Raw genomic sequence first — 15,700 nt, forward strand, 5'->3', positions numbered from 1 at the left:
GGCATCGATGTCCTGGAACAACAAGGTGATCTGGTCCGAAGGCATGCTGCTTCAGCCGCAGCATCTGCAACAACACGACCGCTACCTGCGCGCGCAGATCGAGACGCGCTGCGCGGCGCTGCGGCCCTATGCGTTCGGCTTCTCGGAACTGGAGATCGACGCCGCGCAACTGAAGCTCGGCCGCATCGCGCTGGTTTCGTGCGCGGGCGTGCTGCCCGACGGCAGTCCGTTCCGACTTCCTTCGGATGACGAACTTCCGCTGCCGCTCGCCGTGCCCGAGGACGCGCGCGACCTGACGGTCGTGCTCGCGCTGCCCGTCGCGCGTCATGGCGTGCCCGAGGCCGCGTATGCGGCGCAGGCCGGCCACGATGGTTTCGTGCGTCACCGCATCGCGGAAACCGAAGTGCCCGACAGCAACGAAGGCGCGGTCGGTGCGGCGCTCGTGCAGGTCGGCAAGCTGCAATTGCGGCTCGCCTTCGAGCGGGACGTGGCCCATGCGCATACCTCGCTCGGGATCGCGCGCATCGTCGAGCGCCGCGCGGACAACAGCATCGTGCTCGATGCCGCTTACGCGCCGCCCTGTCTCGACTATCGCGTGTCGCGCCGGCTGTGCGGGTTCGTCGACGAACTCACGGGCCTCATGCACCAGCGCGCCGATGCGCTCGCCGCGCGCCTCGCCCGCCCCGCGGCGACCGGCGCGGCGGAGATCGCCGACTTCCTGCTGCTGCAGGTGCTCAATCGGGCGGAGCCGCTGTTCGCGGGCATCGCCTCGACGACCGGGCTGCATCCGCACGATCTGCATCAGCATGCGCTGCAACTGGCGGGCGAGCTCGCGACCTTCAGCCAGCCCGGCAAGCGTCCCGCCGCGTTTCCCGGATATCGCCACGAGCGGCTGGATGAAACCTTCACGCCGCTCGTCGATGCGCTGCGCGTCGCGCTGAACGCGGTGATGGATCCGCATGCGGTGCCGATCGCGCTCGAGGAGCGCAAGTACGGATTGCGCGTGGCGATCGTGCCGGATCGCGACCTGTTCCGCTCGGCGAGCTTCGTGCTCGCGGCGAAGGCCGATCTCGCGCCGGCCGCGCTTCTGAACAGCTTCCCGCAGCAGGCCAAGCTCGGACCGGTGGAGCGCATCCGCGATCTCGTGAATCTCCAGTTGCCCGGGATCGCGCTGCGCGCGCTGCCGGTCGCGCCGCGCCAGTTGCCGTTCCATGCCGGCTACACCTATTTCGAGCTGGAGCGCAGCGGCGATCTGTGGCGACAGTTCGCGACCTCGGCCGGCGTCGCGCTGCATGTCGCGGGTGACTTTCCGGGCCTCGAACTCGAATTCTGGGCGATCCGCCCGTGAGCGCCGCGCCCTCTTCGAAGAAGGACCTCATCGTGAATGCCCCGATCTTTCCGCCAGCCGGCTTCGACCCGGACGACACCATCCTGATTCCGCAACCGGGCGGGTCCGTTGCGGCACGCCCGCGCCAGGAGCGCCAGGAAGAGAGCGCGCAGGAGCGGCCGGAAGCCGCGCCGCGCGCGTCGGTCCTGCCGGTCGCGAGCGGCCTGAGCCCGCTCGTGCGTGCGGCGAACCCGATGCTCGAACTCGCGCTGCCGCTGCGCCATCGTGCGGCCATCGCCGATATCGAAGGTTTGCGCGCCGAGCTCGTGCGGATGGTGCGGGCCTTCGAGCACGACGCCCGCGCGAGCGGCATCGACACCGAAACGCTCGCGGCGGCGCGCTATTGCCTGTGTACCTGCATCGACGAGTCGATCTCGGGCACGCCGTGGGGCAGCGGCGTGTGGGCGAGCCGCAGCCTGCTCGTCACCTTCCATAACGAGGCGTCGGGCGGCGAGCGCTTCTTTCTGATCCTGCAGCGGCTCGCGCAGGACCCGGCGCGCCATATCGACGTGCTGGAGCTGCTTTACGTGATCCTGTCGCTCGGCTTCGAAGGGCGCTATCGGCTGATCGACGGCGGGCGCAGCCAGCTCGACTCCGTGCGCGAGCGGCTCGAACGCATCATCCGCAACCAGCGCGGCCCCTTCGAGGCCGAACTGTCGGTGCACTGGCGGCCCGCCGAGCGCGCGCGCAGGCCGCTCGGGCAGCGCATGCCGCCGTGGGTCTGCGCCGCGCTCGCGGGCGTCGTGCTCGTGGCGACGCATATCGCGCTGGCCGTGAGCCTGAACCGCACGTCGGACCCCGTGTTCGACGCGCTCAACCGCATCCGCGTGAGCGAGCGGCCCGCGGCGCAGCCGGCCATGATCGCGCCCGCCGCGATGCCCGCCGCCGCCGCGACGCTCTCGACGTTCCTCGCGCCGGAAATCCGCCAGGGCCTGGTTTCGGTTCGCGAGGCGGCGGATCGCTCCATCGTCACGATCAACGGCGACAACCTCTTCACCTCCGGCAGCGCGACGCTCGACCCGGCCTACGATGCGCTGATCGGCCGCATCGCCAACGCGCTGAAGCAGGTGCCCGGCAGAGTCGTCGTGACAGGCCACACGGATGACCAGCGCCTCCTGTCCGCGCGCTTTCCGTCCAACTGGCATCTGTCGCAGGCGCGCGCCGAAAGCGTGCGGGCGATGCTCGCGTCGCTCACCGGCGTGCCCGCGCGCTTTTCCGCCGAAGGCCGCGGAGACGCCGAACCGCTCGCGCCGAACGACACGCCCGCCGGCCGCGCCAAGAATCGTCGCGTGGAGATCACGCTGCTCGCCCCGGGCGCGTCGTCCTGAGGCGCGGCTCATTCGTTTAGCAGAACAGGCATGGAGACATCGATGAAAAAGATCGCAGGAACGCTCAGGACACCGCAATGGATCACGTTCGCGGGCGTGCTCGCGCTGCTCGTCGTGGTGTGGTTCGAAGGACCGCTCTTCGCGTTCGACGGCCACGCGCCGCTCGAATCGCCGCGCGCCCGCTGGATCGCGATGACCCTGCTCGTCGCCGCCTGGGCGCTCGCGTGGGGCGTGCGCCTCGGCGCCGCGCGTCTCGTCAACCTGCGCTTCATGAGCGGCGTCGCGGGGCAGGGGGCGGGGGCATCGGCGGGCAGCGCGGAGCTCGCCGTGTTGCGCGAGCGCTTCGAGCAGGCGCTCGCGATCCTGCGGCAGGCGCGCATGAAAGGCGTCAACGGGCGTCAGTGGGTGTATCAGTTGCCGTGGTACATGTTCATCGGTGCGCCCGGTACGGGCAAGAGCACGGCGCTCTCGAACTCGGGGCTGCGCTTTCCGCTGCGCGAGAAGCTCGGCGACGAGGCGATCGGCGGTGTCGGCGGCACGCGTCATTGCGACTGGTGGTTCACGGACGACGCCGTGCTCGTCGATACGGCGGGCCGCTTCACGACGCAGGACAGCGACGCGCAGGCCGACGAATCCGCCTGGACCGGCTTCCTGCAACTGCTGCGCAAATACCGTCCGCGCCGGCCGTTGAACGGGCTCATCGTCACGCTGTCGGCGGCCGATCTCGTGCGCCAGGACGACGCCGCCCGCGAGGCGCACATCCGCACGATCCGCAGCCGCCTGACCGAGCTGAGCGAGCGGCTCGGGGTGCGCTTTCCGGTCTACGTCGTCGTGACGAAGTGCGACCTGCTCGCGGGCTTCACGGAGTTCTTCGACGATCTCGGCGAAGCGGAGCGCAAGCAGGTCTGGGGCATCACCTTCGCGCTCGATGAATCCCCGGGCGCGGGTCCGGCGCTCTCGGCGTTCCCGGCCGAATTCGATGCGCTCGGCGCGCGCTTGCAGGCGCGCGTGCTGCATCGCATGCAGCGGGAAACGGACGTAGCGCGGCGTGCGCGCATCTACGGCTTCGCGCAGCAGTTCGCGGGCCTTCAGCCGGCGCTCGGGCGCTTCCTCGACGGCGTGTTTCGCGGCACGCGCTTCGAAGCGTCGCCGCTCCTGCGCGGCGTGTATTTCACGAGCGGCACGCAGCACGGCAGGCCGATCGACCGCGCGATCAGCGCCATCGCGCAATCGCTCGGATTGCAGCGCGACATCGCCTATAACCGCGACGCTTCGGGGCGCGCGTACTTCATCAACGGTCTGCTCAGGGACGTGGTGATTGCCGAGGCCGGGCTGGTGGGCGCGAACGCGCGCTTCGAGCGATGCAGCGCGTGGCTGCGGCGCGCGGCGCTGGCGGCGGTCGGCGTGGCGCTCATGCTCGCGCTCGCGGGCATGGCGGTGAGCTATCAGCGCAACCGCGCGTATGTCGCGGAGTTCGACCGGCAGACGCAGCACGTGCGCCAACTGGCGCGCGACGCGAATGCGGCCGCCGATCCGCTCGCGGTGCTGCCGCTGCTCGACGCGGCGCGCGCGCTGCCCGGCGGTTACGCGGACGCCGGCAAGCCGGTGCCGTGGCTCACCCGGCTCTGGCTCTATCAGGGCGACAAGCTCGGCCAGGAGGCGCGCGTGACGTACCGCCGTCTGCTCGACCAGACCTTGCTGCCGCTCGCGGTCGGCAAACTCACGCAGGAGTTGCAAGACGGCGGCGCGGGAAATGATTCGACCACCGAGGCGTATCGCTATGAAGCCTTGCGCGCCTACCTGATGCTCGGCGACGCGCGCCATTTCGATCCCGCCGCGCTGCGCGCGCATCTGGTCCCGGCACTGGCACGCGACGCGAGCCCGGCGCAACGAAGCGCGCTCGATGCGCACCTCGCCGCGCTGTTCGACCGGACGCACTTCGATCCGTCGCTGCCGCTCGACGAGGCGCTCATCGAGTCGGCGCGCGCGCGGCTGGCCGAACTGCCGCTGTCGCAGCGCATCGGCAACCGGGTCGATGGCGAACTCGCGCAGGCGAACGTGCCCGCGTTCAGCGTGAGCGCCGCGGCCGGTCCCAATGCGCCGCTGCTGCTCAGGCGCGCGAGCGGCGCGCCGCTCACGGGCGGCGTGGCGGGCGCGTACACCTTGAACGGCTACGCTCGCTACGCCCGGCTGCGCGACGCCGCGCTCGCCGATGTCGCGAAGGATGCGTGGGTGCTCGGCCGCGACGACGTCGCGCCCACGCCCGAAGGCGTCACCGCGCTGCGCACCGCGCTCGACGCGCGCTATTTCGACGCCTACGTCCACGCGTGGGACGCCCTGCTCGACGATGTGACCGCCGTGCCCGTCACCGCGCTCGCCGATGGCGCGCGCGTCGCGAACGAACTGTCGGCGCCGGATTCGCCGCTCAGGAAGCTGATCGTCGCGGCGGCGCGCGAGACGACGCTCGCGTCGAACGCATCGGGCAAACAGAACGCGACGACGCCCGTCGACGAGCACTTTCAGGCGCTGCATCAACTCGCGGGCAAGCCGGGCGATGCCGCGTCGCTCGATCGCGAATTCGCGCCGCTCAAGGACGCCGCCGTCTATCTCGATGCAGCCGACGCCGCGCGCAGAACGGGTCAGCCCGCGCCCGCCGGCGATGCGCTCGGCAAGCTGAGGCTCGCGAGCCAGACGAGCCCGGCGCCGCTCACGCCCGTGGCCGCGTCGCTCGCCGCCGCGGGCACGGCGCTCATGGAGGGCGGCGAGCGCGCGCGCCTCAACGCGTTGTGGAACGCGAGCGCCGGCCCGTTGTGCCACCGCGCGCTCGATGGCCGCTATCCGTTCGTGCACGGCTCGACCCGCGATGTCGCCGCCGACGACTTCGGCAAGCTCTTCGCGCCGGGCGGTCTCATCGACGATTTTTTCCAGAAGAACCTCGCCGCGCTGGTGGACACGAGCGCGCCGGTCTGGCAATGGCGCGCCGGCACGCCGCCGGCGGGCATGCCGCGCGATGCGCTCGCGCAGTTCCAGCGCGCCGCGCAGATCCGCGACGCGTTCTTCCGCGACGGCGGCCACGACATGTCGATCCGTTTTCGCGTGAAGGCGCTCTCGCTCGATCCGGCGGTGGCGCAGGTGAATCTCGACATCGACGGACAGCAGCTCGCGCTGAAAGCGGACGGCGTTCAGTCGATGCTGTTGCAATGGCCGGGGAGCAGGAACACGGGCCGCGCGAGCGCGCAGTTCGATCCGCCCGCGACCGCGCAGGGCGCGGCGCTCGACGCGAGCGGACCGTGGGCGCTGCTGCATCTTCTCGACGCGGGCAGACTCGAGCCGACCGCGCAGCCGGACCGCTACACACTCACGCTCGCGTCCGCCGGTCGCCGGGCCGTGCTCGAACTGGATGCGACGAGCGTCGTCAATCCGTTGCGGCGCGCGCCGCTCGAGCAGTTCCGCTGCCCGGAGCATCTGTGATGACGGGACCGGGCATCGCCGGATGCTTCGGCAAGCTGCGAAGCAACGGCGACTTCGTCTCGCGGCGCTTGCCGCCGTGTTTCGTCGAGCAGTGGGATGCGATGTTGCAGGCCGGTGTGCTCGCGAGCCGCGCAACGCTCGGGCGTGCGTGGCTCGATGCGTATCTGACCGCGCCGCTGTGGTGCTTCGCGCTCGGCGACGGTGTCATCGGCGAGACCGGATGGGCGGGCGTGCTGATGCCGAGCGTCGATTGCGCGGGCCGTCATTTTCCGCTCACGATCGCTGCGCCCGTCGAGTCATTCGCGTGGCGCTTTCAGATGGACGGCTGGTTTTCGCGCTGCGCCGCGCTCGCGCTCGCGACGCTGGATCGGGACGCACGTCTCGCCGACTTCGACGCCGCATTGCTCGCGCTCCCGCACGCGCACGCGCACGCGGATGATGCGGCGGGCGTCCCGGTGCCGTCCGGGGCGGGCGAGCGGGGAGTGAGCCATTGGTGGCATGCGGGATCGGTGCGCGCGAGCGCCGGATTGCCCGATGCCGCGTTCGTCGCGGCGCTATTCGATCGTGCAGGCTAGATGCCGTCGAAGCAGACGATGACGGCCGTGATGTTGTCCTTGCCGCCTGCATCGAGAGCGAGGGCGATGAGATGCCTGCACGCCGCGTCGATTCCGTGCGGCTTCACGCCTTTCAGCACGGCCTCGATCTCGCGATGCGACACCTCGCCGTGCAGCCCGTCGCTGCACAGCAGATAGCGGTCGCCGGGAAGCCAGTTGTGCGCTTGGACGACGGGCGCGATGGACGGCAGCGGGCCGAGCGCCTGCAGCAGCACGTTGCGCGGCGGCAGATGTTCGATGGCGCCGCGCTCCAGCGCTTGCTGATAGAGCGTCTGGTCGCGAGACAGTTGCGACAGCGCGCCGTCGCGAAAGCGATAGAGCCGGCTGTCGCCGACGTGAAACGAGATCAACTGCAACGAGCCGGGCGGCTGCCAGATGCCGGTCAACGTCGTGCCCATCGATCGTTGCGGCGTGAGACGCTCGCGCTGGTTCATCGCGTGGAGCGTCGCATTCGCGTGATCGAGTGCGTCGGCGGCGGCGCGCATCGCACACGCCGGCGCGTCGTGCAGGGTGGCGTCGGGATCGTCGGCGCTCGCATGCGTGGCGGGCCGGGCGGCGAGTTCGGCGGCGATGCACTCGAGCGCGGTCGCACTCGCGCGCGCACCGAATGCGTGACCGCCCATGCCGTCCGCCACCGCGACGAGATTGAGCCCGGCGTGGATCAGAAAGCGGTCCTGATTGTCGCGGCGCACGCGCCCGGCATCGGTGTGGCCGAACGCCGAGCAGGCGGCAAGGCGCAGCGGAGCGCGGCGCGTCAACGTGTCGGAATCCATCGGTGAAAGCTCCTTCGGATGCGTGCTTACAGTCCGACGTCGCGCCTGAAGCGCGAGCGGTCGTGTTCGTTGGAGATCGCCGCCGCGAGCCGCTCGTGCAGCGCTTCGAGGCTGCCTGAGCGCGAGGCCTCGCGTTTCGCGACGATGTTCGCGATCGGGCCGAGATAGACCGCGAGCTTCGACGCGGCGGCCTGTACCTCTTCCACGCCGAGCGACGGAAAGCGCGATGCGTCCAAAGACGTCGCGGCGCCATGCGTCGTGCCCGCGCGGGAGCCTTCCTCGAAGGCCGCGACGAACAGCGCGCGGCCCTTGTCGGACGGCACGTGCGGGGCGAGCAGCGCGACCAGCGCGGGCAGGTCCGGCGCGCCGGCGATGGGCGCTGCCGCGCGCCGCACGAGCAGACGGGCCACCGGCCCGATCTGCCCGGCGAGTTGCATCTCGACCGAGGCGAGCATGGCGGCGGGCCACATCGTGAGCGAGGGCAGCGAGTCGCCGCGCCAGGCGCCCGAACCGGAGGCGAGCGGCCCGTCGGGACTCACCGTGCGTGCTTCCAGAATCGTGCGGTCGTCGGCCGGGACGGGCGCGTGATCCAGCGCACGCTGAAAATCGGCGGCGGTCTGAAAACGCGCGTCAGGGCGTCGTGCCAGCGCGCGCATCAGCACGTCGTCGAGCGCGGGGGTGAGCGCCGGATTGCAGGCGGACGGCGCGCGCGGCGTTTCGTGCATGACCTGCCGCATCACCTCGGCCTGCGATGCGCCCGTGAAAGGCCGGCATCCAGTGAGCATCTGATACAGCACGATCGCGGCGGAAAAGAGATCGGAGCGTCCGTCGACGGACTCGCCCGTGAACTGCTCAGGCGACATGTAGCATGGCGTGCCGATCATCGCGCCCGCCAGCGTCAGCGTGGACGATTCGACGTGTGCGACGCCGAAGTCCGCGACCTTGAGCCGCCCTTGCTCGCTGACGAGCAGGTTCGCGGGCTTGATGTCGCGATGCACGACGCCGTGCGCGTGCGCGAAGCCGAGCGCGGCGAGCAACTGGCCGAACCAGTCGACCGCGGTCGCGAGTGCGAGCGGACGGCCCGCGTCGAGCAACTGCTTGAGGCCTTGCCCGTTCACCAGCTCCATGGCGATGAAGGCGGTGTCCGCGGTCTCGCCGTAGTCGTACACGCCGACGATATTCGGATGCGCGAGCCGTCCGCCGGCCTGGGCTTCGTTGCGCAGGCGCGCCAAGAGGCTCGCGCGTTCGCCGCCGTCGAAGAGATCGTGACGGACCGTTTTCAGCGCGACATGCCGCTCGATGTGCGGATCGAACGCGCGATACACGACGCCCATCGCGCCCGCGCCCAGCATCGCCTCGATGCGGTACTTGCCCAGGTGCGTGATGCGCGGCGGGTCCATCGCGGCACCCGTCATCTCATGCCTCGATCATCTTGAATGCTTCGACGAGGCTCGTCTTCATGCGCGCGAACGACGCGGCGAGCGAAGCGATCTCGTCGCGGCCGCGCTCGGTGAAGTCCGCGCCGTCGAGTTGCCCGAGGCTCGCCTGATCGGCGGCTTGCGAGAGCGCCCGGATGCGCCTTGTCACGAGCAGATGCACCATCACGTTCAGCGCGATCAGCAGCAGCACGAACACCGCGAGCAGCGAGGCGAGAAAGGTGCGCAGCACCGCATCGCTGCGCGCGACCGGCAGCGCCATCGGCACCGACACGAAGTCCGCGCCGATGACTTCATGCATCGCCCAGTTGAAGCCGTTGTTCGGGCCGTATTTGTCGATGAGCGTCTTCGGCGCGCGCGAGGGCACGCTGTGGCATTCCATGCACGCGGCATCGTTGATGCGGTTGGGGCGCGCGATATACAGGTTCTGCCCGGAAGGCGTGTCGCGCAGACCGACGACTTCCTTCAGCTCGGGCTTGTCGTGCAGATGCCGGATGACGTCCGCTTCCCAGTCCGAAGGACGGTCGCGCGGATTGGTCGGATTGAGCATCGTCGAACGATACGAGTATCCCGCGAGACGCTTCTCCAGCGTCATCAGGGTTTCGACCGCCGAGAACGCCGGCACCGATTGCGGCACGAAGCTGTATTTGAGCTGCGTCTGCAGGAGCGGCGTGACCTGCGTCGCGGTGTAGTTCTGCGCCGCGCTCGCGGCTTCCATCAGGACGCGCGCATTCTGCACGGTTTCCTCGATGGCCGCGCGCCGCAGCAGTTCACGCGCGGCAAACCCGGCCGACGCGAAACCGATGACGAACACCGCGAGAAACACCAGATTGAACTTGACGGCGAGCGACAGTCTCATGACTCCACCTCGGTTGATTGCGCGTTGACGGGCGCGACCGCGCGCCGGCGCGGCATGGCGGGCGGCGGGCACAGCACGCGCCGCCATTCGGGAAGATCGCGCAGGTTCTGGCGCACTTGCGTGCGAAACGGCTCGCCCTGTGCGAGCGGCCGAAAACGCGCGACGAAGGTGCGCCGGATATCGAGCGGTGCGGTGAGCCAGCCGGCGAGGTCGGCATACGTCGCCGGACGGCCTTGCACCGGCGCGTCGGGTTTCGTTTTCGCGAAGGCGACGAACGCGAGCGGATCGCGGAACGAAACCGGCATCGCGGCGATGAACGATTGAGCCGCGCGCGGGTGCACGTCGAGCGGCTTGCCGGCCGCACGCTCGATGTAGCGCTCGCCGTCGAATGGCTGGCGCGCTTCGGCGTGCTCGGGCAGGGCGAGCGTCACGCTTCCGGTTTCGATGAAGAGCGAGGTCGCATCGCGGCTTGCGTGCAGGACGGCGGAACCTTCGCGCAGGGCAACGCGAAGCGCCGCGGTCTCGATCGACAGGGGTTCGGCTGCGGCGTGAATGCGCGCGATCTTGATCCAGCCCGACAGCAGCGCGAGCGCAACGGCGTGCGGCGCCGCATCGATGGCGAGGCGCGTATCGGCACCGAGGGCGACGATCGTGCCGTCGTCGTCTTCGATTTGCGCGCCGCCGTGGGCATCGGTGGCGAGCAGATCGCCGGGCTCCACAGCGAAGGGTGCATCGACGCTTACGACCGTCTTGCCGCGGACCAGCGTGACCGCGCCGTCGGGCAGCAGGACGGGCTGGCCCGCGTATGCGCACTGGAGCGCGCATAGAGACGCAACGGCGAAGCCTGAGCGCAGAGCGTGAGAAAGGGTTCGGACGTTCATCGCTGTCGATGCCTCGAAGCATGGAGGGATTGCGACGAAAACAGCCGGGACACCGCTTCTATTCCAGAGAATTTCCCCTATGGCCGATGGAACAAATCGGCGCCGCCCGGTGTTGTCGGCAGGACGAGACCGCCGCGCGATGCCGTTCGTGATCGCGCGTCGCTTTCGCACACTCGAACCACTCAACCAGGGCAATCTCCATGATGAGCAAACTTGCTTCACAAGCCGTGGCCGGCGCGCTCGCGCTCGCCGCCTCGCTGACATGCGCAACGAGCCAGGCGGCGTGGCGCGTCGACAGCGGCCAGTCCACGTTCTCCTTCACGACCACGAAGGCCGCCCGTCCGGGCGCGGCGGCGCTCGCGGAAGTGCAGACGTTCAGGCAGATCGACGGCTCGATCGGCGATGACGGCAAGCTCGTCTTCGATGTCGATCTCGCAAGCGTCGAAACGAACATCGACCTGCGCAATCAGCGGCTGAAGGACATGCTGTTCAAGGTCGCGGATCATCCGAAGGCCGTGTTCAACGGTGCCGTCGATATGCGGCGCGTGCAGGCGCTCCATACGGGCGCGAGCATGGACATCGACGTGAGCGGCGCGCTCGCGATCAGCGGCGTGGCACGACCGCTGAGCGCGAGCTTGCGCGTCGTGAAGCTCGCGAACGGCGCGCTTTATGTCGGTACTCGTCTGCCGATCGTGGTGAACCTGAAGGACTATGGCCTGCAAGACGAGGTCGAGGCGCTGCGCGCGCTGATGAACCTCGATGTGCTCGCGGGCTCCGCGCCTGTGAGCTTCGCGGTGATGCTCGAGCCGCAAAGATGAGCGGCTGAACGGCGGACGCCTTCGCGAGCGCGAGGGCGTCCGATGTGTCGAAGATCGCGGGGTGTTACGCGTTCAGGAAACCGAGAACGGCCTTGCGCAGTTTCAGGTCCCAGGTCTGCTCTTGCGCGTGGTTCGCGGCGAGCGTGAGCAGGCCGCTGATCATCGCATCGTCCGACTTGAACGCGAAACCCGCATCCCCGAGATAGCTCGATCCCCAGACCTTGAGGCTATCCACGTATTTGCAGCCCGCCGTGTAGGCCGCCTGCGTGATGATGGTCTCGTCGTCCTTGAACATCGCGAGAAAGTGCATCTTGTCGCCGCAAATGCCCGAGTTGAGGGCGAGCACCGACAGCGCCGGAATCGATACCGCGTAGCGCTTGAACCAGTTGTTGAACGCGATCGGCCGGGTATGCAGTGCATCGCGCTGCATGCGGGCGTCCCAGTACTCCTTCGCCTGCTCGCAGAACCGCTTGATGCGCTTGATTTCGACGATCTTCCAGATGACCTTCGCGAGCGTTTCCATGATGGAGACGACCGCGTCGACGATGGTCGATGCACCCTGACTCGCGAACTGCAAGCCGAGGCTCGCGCCGCCTTTCACGAGGTCGTACACGCCGGAGCCGATGCTCAGCTTCATCGCGCGTCTGATCGCTTCCACGATGGTACCGGGGTGTCCCGCGAGCAATTGCACATCGCGGCCCTGCACCCATTCGCGATACTTGGTGATGCTGCTGTCGACGGTATTCGCGATGCCCTTGGCGATGTCGAGGCCCGCGCCGATGAACGGTGCGAGCGTGGCGAGCAGCTTGCCGCACAGCACGTCCACCAGCTTGCGCAAGAGCGCGGGCATCGTATCGAGCGCGAAGCCGCCGGGATCATTGCGAATATCCGTGACTTTCTCGCGGATCATGTCCCAGAGTTTTTTCGCGCCTTCCTCGACCTTGGCGCGAATGGCATCGTAGAGACGGCGCGCCGCACTGCTCAACGCAGGCAGCGTGACAGTGGATAGCGTGAGCTGATTCGAACTCACGAGCGTGGGTTCCTTGTGCTTCTTTATCTTCTTCTGAACATGCTCGAGTGCGAGCGATGCCGACTTCTGCACGAGACTGTTGTCCAGTACCTCGGCGGCGCGCGACGCCGCGACATTGGCCTCCGGCGCGAAGCCGAGACCGACATTGGTGACTTCGAAAGCGCCTTCGAGAAGCACCTGGAACGTGTCGTCCTCGACTTCCATGTTGCCGAAGAGATAGAGGACGCCGAGCCGCGAATTGATGAGCGCGGGCGCCATGAAGTCGAGCGCGCCGCCTGCGGCATCGGAGTCGCCCTGGCCGTGCAGTTGCTGGTCGAGCAGCGTGAAGCACTTCGCGCCATTGCGGGAGATTGTTTTCCAGGCATCGCCGGGACCGACCGACTGCTGCCAGCGCTCGAAGGCGCGCACAAGGCTGTGGAACCGGTGAACGGTTCGGATTCTCTGGTACAGAAGGATCTGCTCGTCCAGATCTTTCAACGCTGCACTGCGCACCTGAAGCAGCGACGACGTTCCTCTCAGCCATTCATCGTGGCGAACGATGTCGGGCAAACTGGCGTAAGCGTAGGGCATGGATGGGTCTCCTCGGAACCGGATGTGATCGTTGGCTGCGCCGCGCCGCCCTAGCACCACGCGATATCGTTGAGCTTCACGTAGTGGGTTTCGATCAGGCGGCCGCTGCGACTGCGCAGGTCCACCCGGTAGAAGCAGCCGAAACTGAAAAAGCTCTGGTCCAGGATAAAGATTGCGCGGTGCATGATTCCCCCTGTTCGTGCGGTTCGGCGGATGAAAACGCGCCGTTCGGATCGCCACGGGTTGCGGCGACCGTGATATCAGAACAACGGGGTGCGCGCGTTTCTTCCGCGTGCGATCGACAATTTATTTTCGGGGGGATGAAGGAATAAAAGAGGCGCTCGCGTGTGAGGCTCGATTGCGATGTCGGGCAGCGCGCTTTCCGTGGTGGGGCCGGACAGATGGAAGCGGCTCCATCGCTTCGACCGGTCCGGTGTGTGGGCAATGCCGGCCGACGCGACGTATCCTGTATTGCAGTGGCAGTCGATGCAGCACTGAGACGTTGTGCGCGAGCCATCTGATATACGGTGCCGACGGCTTTTGCAGGTTTGCGAACGACCGTTCTTAATTGACGATGCGCCACTTTGTCATTGCAGGCTTAAGCGTGGCACTCCGTTTGCTTTGCGCACGAGAGAACTATGGACGGAGCATGATGAAAGCGACTATTTGGGGCCATAGCCTGTTGCCAGACGGCCATGAGGAGATTCATCGCTTTGCGTTTGAACTTCAGGACGGAAGCGAAGCGCCGCCCGTGCGGGAATCGGTTTCCCTGCGTACCGCGCGCGTGATCGTGGCGCATCTGCACGACGGCAACGCATTGATACAAATGTTCCGGGCAATCGTCGACACTGAATCAGCGAAGTACGACGAATTAATCGGCCGAAGCTTCGAGGACGATTTCCTCGAGAACGGTCCAAGCGATCGGGTCAATAGCTCGCAGGGGTGGGAAAACGCGGAGCAGTGAGCCTGGATCGAATCGGAACGGCGTTGCGGGGTGACGCGAAGAGTCCAACATCGACCGTATGCTCTTTCAACGTTATTTCGATGTTCGGGGCGCGCAGGAAGCGAACGCAAAGGCCGCTCCGTCAACGGATCGATTTACGAGGAAGGAGTCAGCATGAGCGCGCGCTTGCCTTGTATTGTTCGCGGCCTCGCACGGCGGACCGCGATTTCTGCACTGGCGATGTCGTGCTCCCTCGCCTGCGCCGGGAATCTCAATTTCCTCAAGGACACGCCCATCACCTATATGCGACCGGCCGACCGCCAGGCGCTCAACCGCGCGGCACAGGAAGCGCTAGACACGAAGAAGGACGGCGAATCGCTCAAGTGGAGTAACGCGGGCACCGGCAATACGGTGCACATCGAAGGCACAGTCACGCCTCGCGATACTGCGAAGAGCGGGAGCGAGACGTGCCGTAAGGTCACGCTCGTTGCGGTCGCAAAAGGGCAGACGCAATCGTGGACGCCGACCGCGTGCAGGAAAGGCGGCGGCCAATGGAAAATCAAACGGCAGTGACAGCGCGTTCAAAAGCTGACGGCGAAGCCGAACGACACGCCGCGCACGTTATGGCCGAAGACGTAACGCGCCATCGCGCGCGTGCGCGTGATGACGACCGGATACTTGCTGCTGTCGAGTTCGAGACCCACGCCGAGCGAAGTCAGATCGTTGAAGCCGAGCACGCCGGCGCTGTCGCCGAAGTAATGCGAATACGCGGTTTCGAGCACATAGCGCACGGGGCGGTCGAGCGCGGAAAGGCCTGTGGGCGCGCGCCAGCGCCCCCACAGGCTGAACTGCTGCGCCGTCGCCGATCCCCGCACGGCTTCCGACGATCCGCCGAAACTGCGTAAATAGATATCGGTCGCGCGAAGTTCGAGATCGACCTCGTAGTGCTCGCGGTAATGCTCCAGGTCGAGCATCAGCGAGCCGCCCACGCCATACGCATTGAGCGCGCCGTCTTCGAGGAACTGGAGGTTGGTGTTGGCGACATGGTTGAACACGGTCTCGGCGACGTGCAGATCGCTCGCCACTCGGCCGACCATGCCGTTGACGATCGGCCGCAGGCGCAACTCGTCGGTGATCGGGAAATCCCAGCCGATGCCGATGGTCGAACTGGCCGTGTTCCATTTCACGGGCACCGGGCGTTGCTGATTGCCGCTGGTTGCGATGAAGATCGGATCGTACCGGCTGTATGCGACGGTGCCTTCGAGATAGAGCGGGAGCGAGCGGCTGAGGGTGAAGCCGCCGCCGAACTGCGTCTGGCCGAAGCCCGGATTGCCGCTCGTGCCGTTGTTGATGGAAAGCGAACTCGTCGTGACGTCGGGCACCGCGGTATAGGACATGATCGCAAGCACGCCATTCGCGTACTTCCTGACGTTGGCGCCGACGACCGTGCGGTCCGGCGATGCAACCTGCGCATAAACAACCGAGGGCGTAACGACGAGAAAGAGTACGGGCAGCAAAAGGCTGTACAACCGACTACGGGGGAGGATGGGCATGCTCGGCGGTCAGGTGGACGTTGAGTGCGTTTGACGT

At 67.4% G+C, this 15,700-nt stretch carries 14 protein-coding genes; 7 read left to right on the forward strand and 7 right to left on the reverse strand.

The genetic code is table 11. From position 1 onward, the window contains the following. Positions 1–7 precede the first annotated feature (7 nt). From tssK to tagF, 4 genes are read left to right on the forward strand one after another with little or no spacing between them, the layout of a single operon-like run. Positions 8–1,348 (forward strand): type VI secretion system baseplate subunit TssK, encoded by a 1,341-nt coding sequence (gene tssK / locus NCR38_RS32135; RefSeq protein ID WP_250478345.1) that lies wholly within the window; start codon positions 8–10, stop codon positions 1,346–1,348. A 32-nt stretch (positions 1,349–1,380) separates the two neighbouring features. After that, positions 1,381–2,715, forward strand: coding sequence for a DotU family type VI secretion system protein (locus NCR38_RS32140; RefSeq protein WP_250478346.1), 1,335 nt, complete (start codon positions 1,381–1,383; stop codon positions 2,713–2,715). A gap of 42 nt (positions 2,716–2,757) precedes the next feature. Next, positions 2,758–6,186, forward strand: a complete 3,429-nt coding sequence (tssM, locus tag NCR38_RS32145; protein ID WP_250478347.1) for a type VI secretion system membrane subunit TssM — start codon at positions 2,758–2,760, stop codon at positions 6,184–6,186. After that, positions 6,186–6,761: a type VI secretion system-associated protein TagF gene (gene tagF / locus NCR38_RS32150; protein WP_250478348.1), complete on the forward strand. Its 576-nt coding sequence runs from the start codon at positions 6,186–6,188 to the stop codon at positions 6,759–6,761. The genes tssM and tagF overlap by 1 nt, the downstream gene beginning before the upstream one ends. Here tagF and NCR38_RS32155 read toward each other — a convergent pair. From NCR38_RS32155 to NCR38_RS32170, 4 genes are read right to left on the reverse strand one after another with little or no spacing between them, the layout of a single operon-like run. After that, the gene (locus tag NCR38_RS32155; protein ID WP_250478349.1) at positions 6,758–7,573 is read right to left on the reverse strand and encodes a PP2C family serine/threonine-protein phosphatase; all 816 of its coding nucleotides are present in this window, start codon (positions 7,571–7,573) and stop codon (positions 6,758–6,760) included. The genes tagF and NCR38_RS32155 overlap by 4 nt on opposite strands. 26 nt (positions 7,574–7,599) lie before the next feature. Next, positions 7,600–8,988, reverse strand: a complete 1,389-nt coding sequence (locus tag NCR38_RS32160; protein WP_250478350.1) for a serine/threonine-protein kinase — start codon at positions 8,986–8,988, stop codon at positions 7,600–7,602. Position 8,989: 1 nt separating this feature from the next. Beyond that, on the reverse strand, positions 8,990–9,868 hold the full coding sequence (locus tag NCR38_RS32165; protein WP_250478351.1) for a DUF3365 domain-containing protein: 879 nt from the start codon (positions 9,866–9,868) through the stop codon (positions 8,990–8,992). Next, complete coding sequence (locus NCR38_RS32170; RefSeq protein WP_250478352.1) at positions 9,865–10,749, reverse strand: FecR domain-containing protein; 885 nt, start codon at positions 10,747–10,749, stop codon at positions 9,865–9,867. The genes NCR38_RS32165 and NCR38_RS32170 overlap by 4 nt, the downstream gene beginning before the upstream one ends. A gap of 200 nt (positions 10,750–10,949) precedes the next feature. Between NCR38_RS32170 and NCR38_RS32175 the strand changes: the two genes are divergently transcribed. Next, complete coding sequence (locus NCR38_RS32175) at positions 10,950–11,567, forward strand: YceI family protein (RefSeq protein ID WP_061118460.1); 618 nt, start codon at positions 10,950–10,952, stop codon at positions 11,565–11,567. Positions 11,568–11,631: 64 nt separating this feature from the next. Here NCR38_RS32175 and NCR38_RS32180 read toward each other — a convergent pair whose 3' ends face one another. Together NCR38_RS32180 and NCR38_RS34280 are read right to left on the reverse strand one after the other, a co-directional pair. Continuing rightward, positions 11,632–13,167, reverse strand: coding sequence for a hypothetical protein (locus NCR38_RS32180; protein WP_250478353.1), 1,536 nt, complete (start codon positions 13,165–13,167; stop codon positions 11,632–11,634). A gap of 50 nt (positions 13,168–13,217) precedes the next feature. Further along, positions 13,218–13,352 carry a hypothetical protein gene (locus NCR38_RS34280; RefSeq protein WP_284502485.1) on the reverse strand — a complete coding sequence of 45 codons (135 nt, stop codon included), beginning with the start codon at positions 13,350–13,352 and terminating at the stop codon, positions 13,218–13,220. Between the two features lie 464 nt (positions 13,353–13,816). On the opposite strand from NCR38_RS34280, the gene NCR38_RS32185 reads away from it, so the two are divergent. Further along, positions 13,817–14,131, forward strand: coding sequence for a hypothetical protein (locus NCR38_RS32185; RefSeq protein ID WP_250478354.1), 315 nt, complete (start codon positions 13,817–13,819; stop codon positions 14,129–14,131). Positions 14,132–14,284: 153 nt separating this feature from the next. After that, the gene (locus NCR38_RS32190; RefSeq protein ID WP_250478355.1) at positions 14,285–14,683 is read left to right on the forward strand and encodes an RT0821/Lpp0805 family surface protein; all 399 of its coding nucleotides are present in this window, start codon (positions 14,285–14,287) and stop codon (positions 14,681–14,683) included. Between the two features lie 8 nt (positions 14,684–14,691). Here NCR38_RS32190 and NCR38_RS32195 read toward each other — a convergent pair whose 3' ends face one another. Continuing rightward, positions 14,692–15,663, reverse strand: coding sequence for a hypothetical protein (locus tag NCR38_RS32195; RefSeq protein ID WP_250478356.1), 972 nt, complete (start codon positions 15,661–15,663; stop codon positions 14,692–14,694). Positions 15,664–15,700: the final 37 nt, after the last annotated feature.

This window comes from Caballeronia sp. INML1 (genome assembly GCF_023631085.1).
In the GTDB taxonomy this organism is placed as follows: domain Bacteria; phylum Pseudomonadota; class Gammaproteobacteria; order Burkholderiales; family Burkholderiaceae; genus Caballeronia; species Caballeronia turbans.

Excerpts from the sequence above, each read along its gene's own strand:
- tssM (WP_250478347.1), top strand. The coding sequence starts at position 2,758 with ATGAAAAAGATCGCAGGAACGCTCAGGACACCGCAATGGATCACGTTC.
- NCR38_RS34280 (WP_284502485.1), bottom strand. The coding sequence starts at position 13,352 with ATGCACCGCGCAATCTTTATCCTGGACCAGAGCTTTTTCAGTTTCGGC.
- NCR38_RS32160 (WP_250478350.1), bottom strand. The coding sequence starts at position 8,988 with ATGACGGGTGCCGCGATGGACCCGCCGCGCATCACGCACCTGGGCAAG.
- NCR38_RS32195 (WP_250478356.1), bottom strand. The coding sequence starts at position 15,663 with ATGCCCATCCTCCCCCGTAGTCGGTTGTACAGCCTTTTGCTGCCCGTA.
- NCR38_RS32190 (WP_250478355.1), top strand. The coding sequence starts at position 14,285 with ATGAGCGCGCGCTTGCCTTGTATTGTTCGCGGCCTCGCACGGCGGACC.
- tagF (WP_250478348.1), top strand. The coding sequence starts at position 6,186 with ATGACGGGACCGGGCATCGCCGGATGCTTCGGCAAGCTGCGAAGCAAC.
- NCR38_RS32175 (WP_061118460.1), top strand. The coding sequence starts at position 10,950 with ATGATGAGCAAACTTGCTTCACAAGCCGTGGCCGGCGCGCTCGCGCTC.
- NCR38_RS32185 (WP_250478354.1), top strand. The coding sequence starts at position 13,817 with ATGATGAAAGCGACTATTTGGGGCCATAGCCTGTTGCCAGACGGCCAT.
- tssK (WP_250478345.1), top strand. The coding sequence starts at position 8 with ATGTCCTGGAACAACAAGGTGATCTGGTCCGAAGGCATGCTGCTTCAG.
- NCR38_RS32155 (WP_250478349.1), bottom strand. The coding sequence starts at position 7,573 with ATGGATTCCGACACGTTGACGCGCCGCGCTCCGCTGCGCCTTGCCGCC.
- NCR38_RS32165 (WP_250478351.1), bottom strand. The coding sequence starts at position 9,868 with ATGAGACTGTCGCTCGCCGTCAAGTTCAATCTGGTGTTTCTCGCGGTG.
- NCR38_RS32180 (WP_250478353.1), bottom strand. The coding sequence starts at position 13,167 with ATGCCCTACGCTTACGCCAGTTTGCCCGACATCGTTCGCCACGATGAA.
- NCR38_RS32170 (WP_250478352.1), bottom strand. The coding sequence starts at position 10,749 with ATGAACGTCCGAACCCTTTCTCACGCTCTGCGCTCAGGCTTCGCCGTT.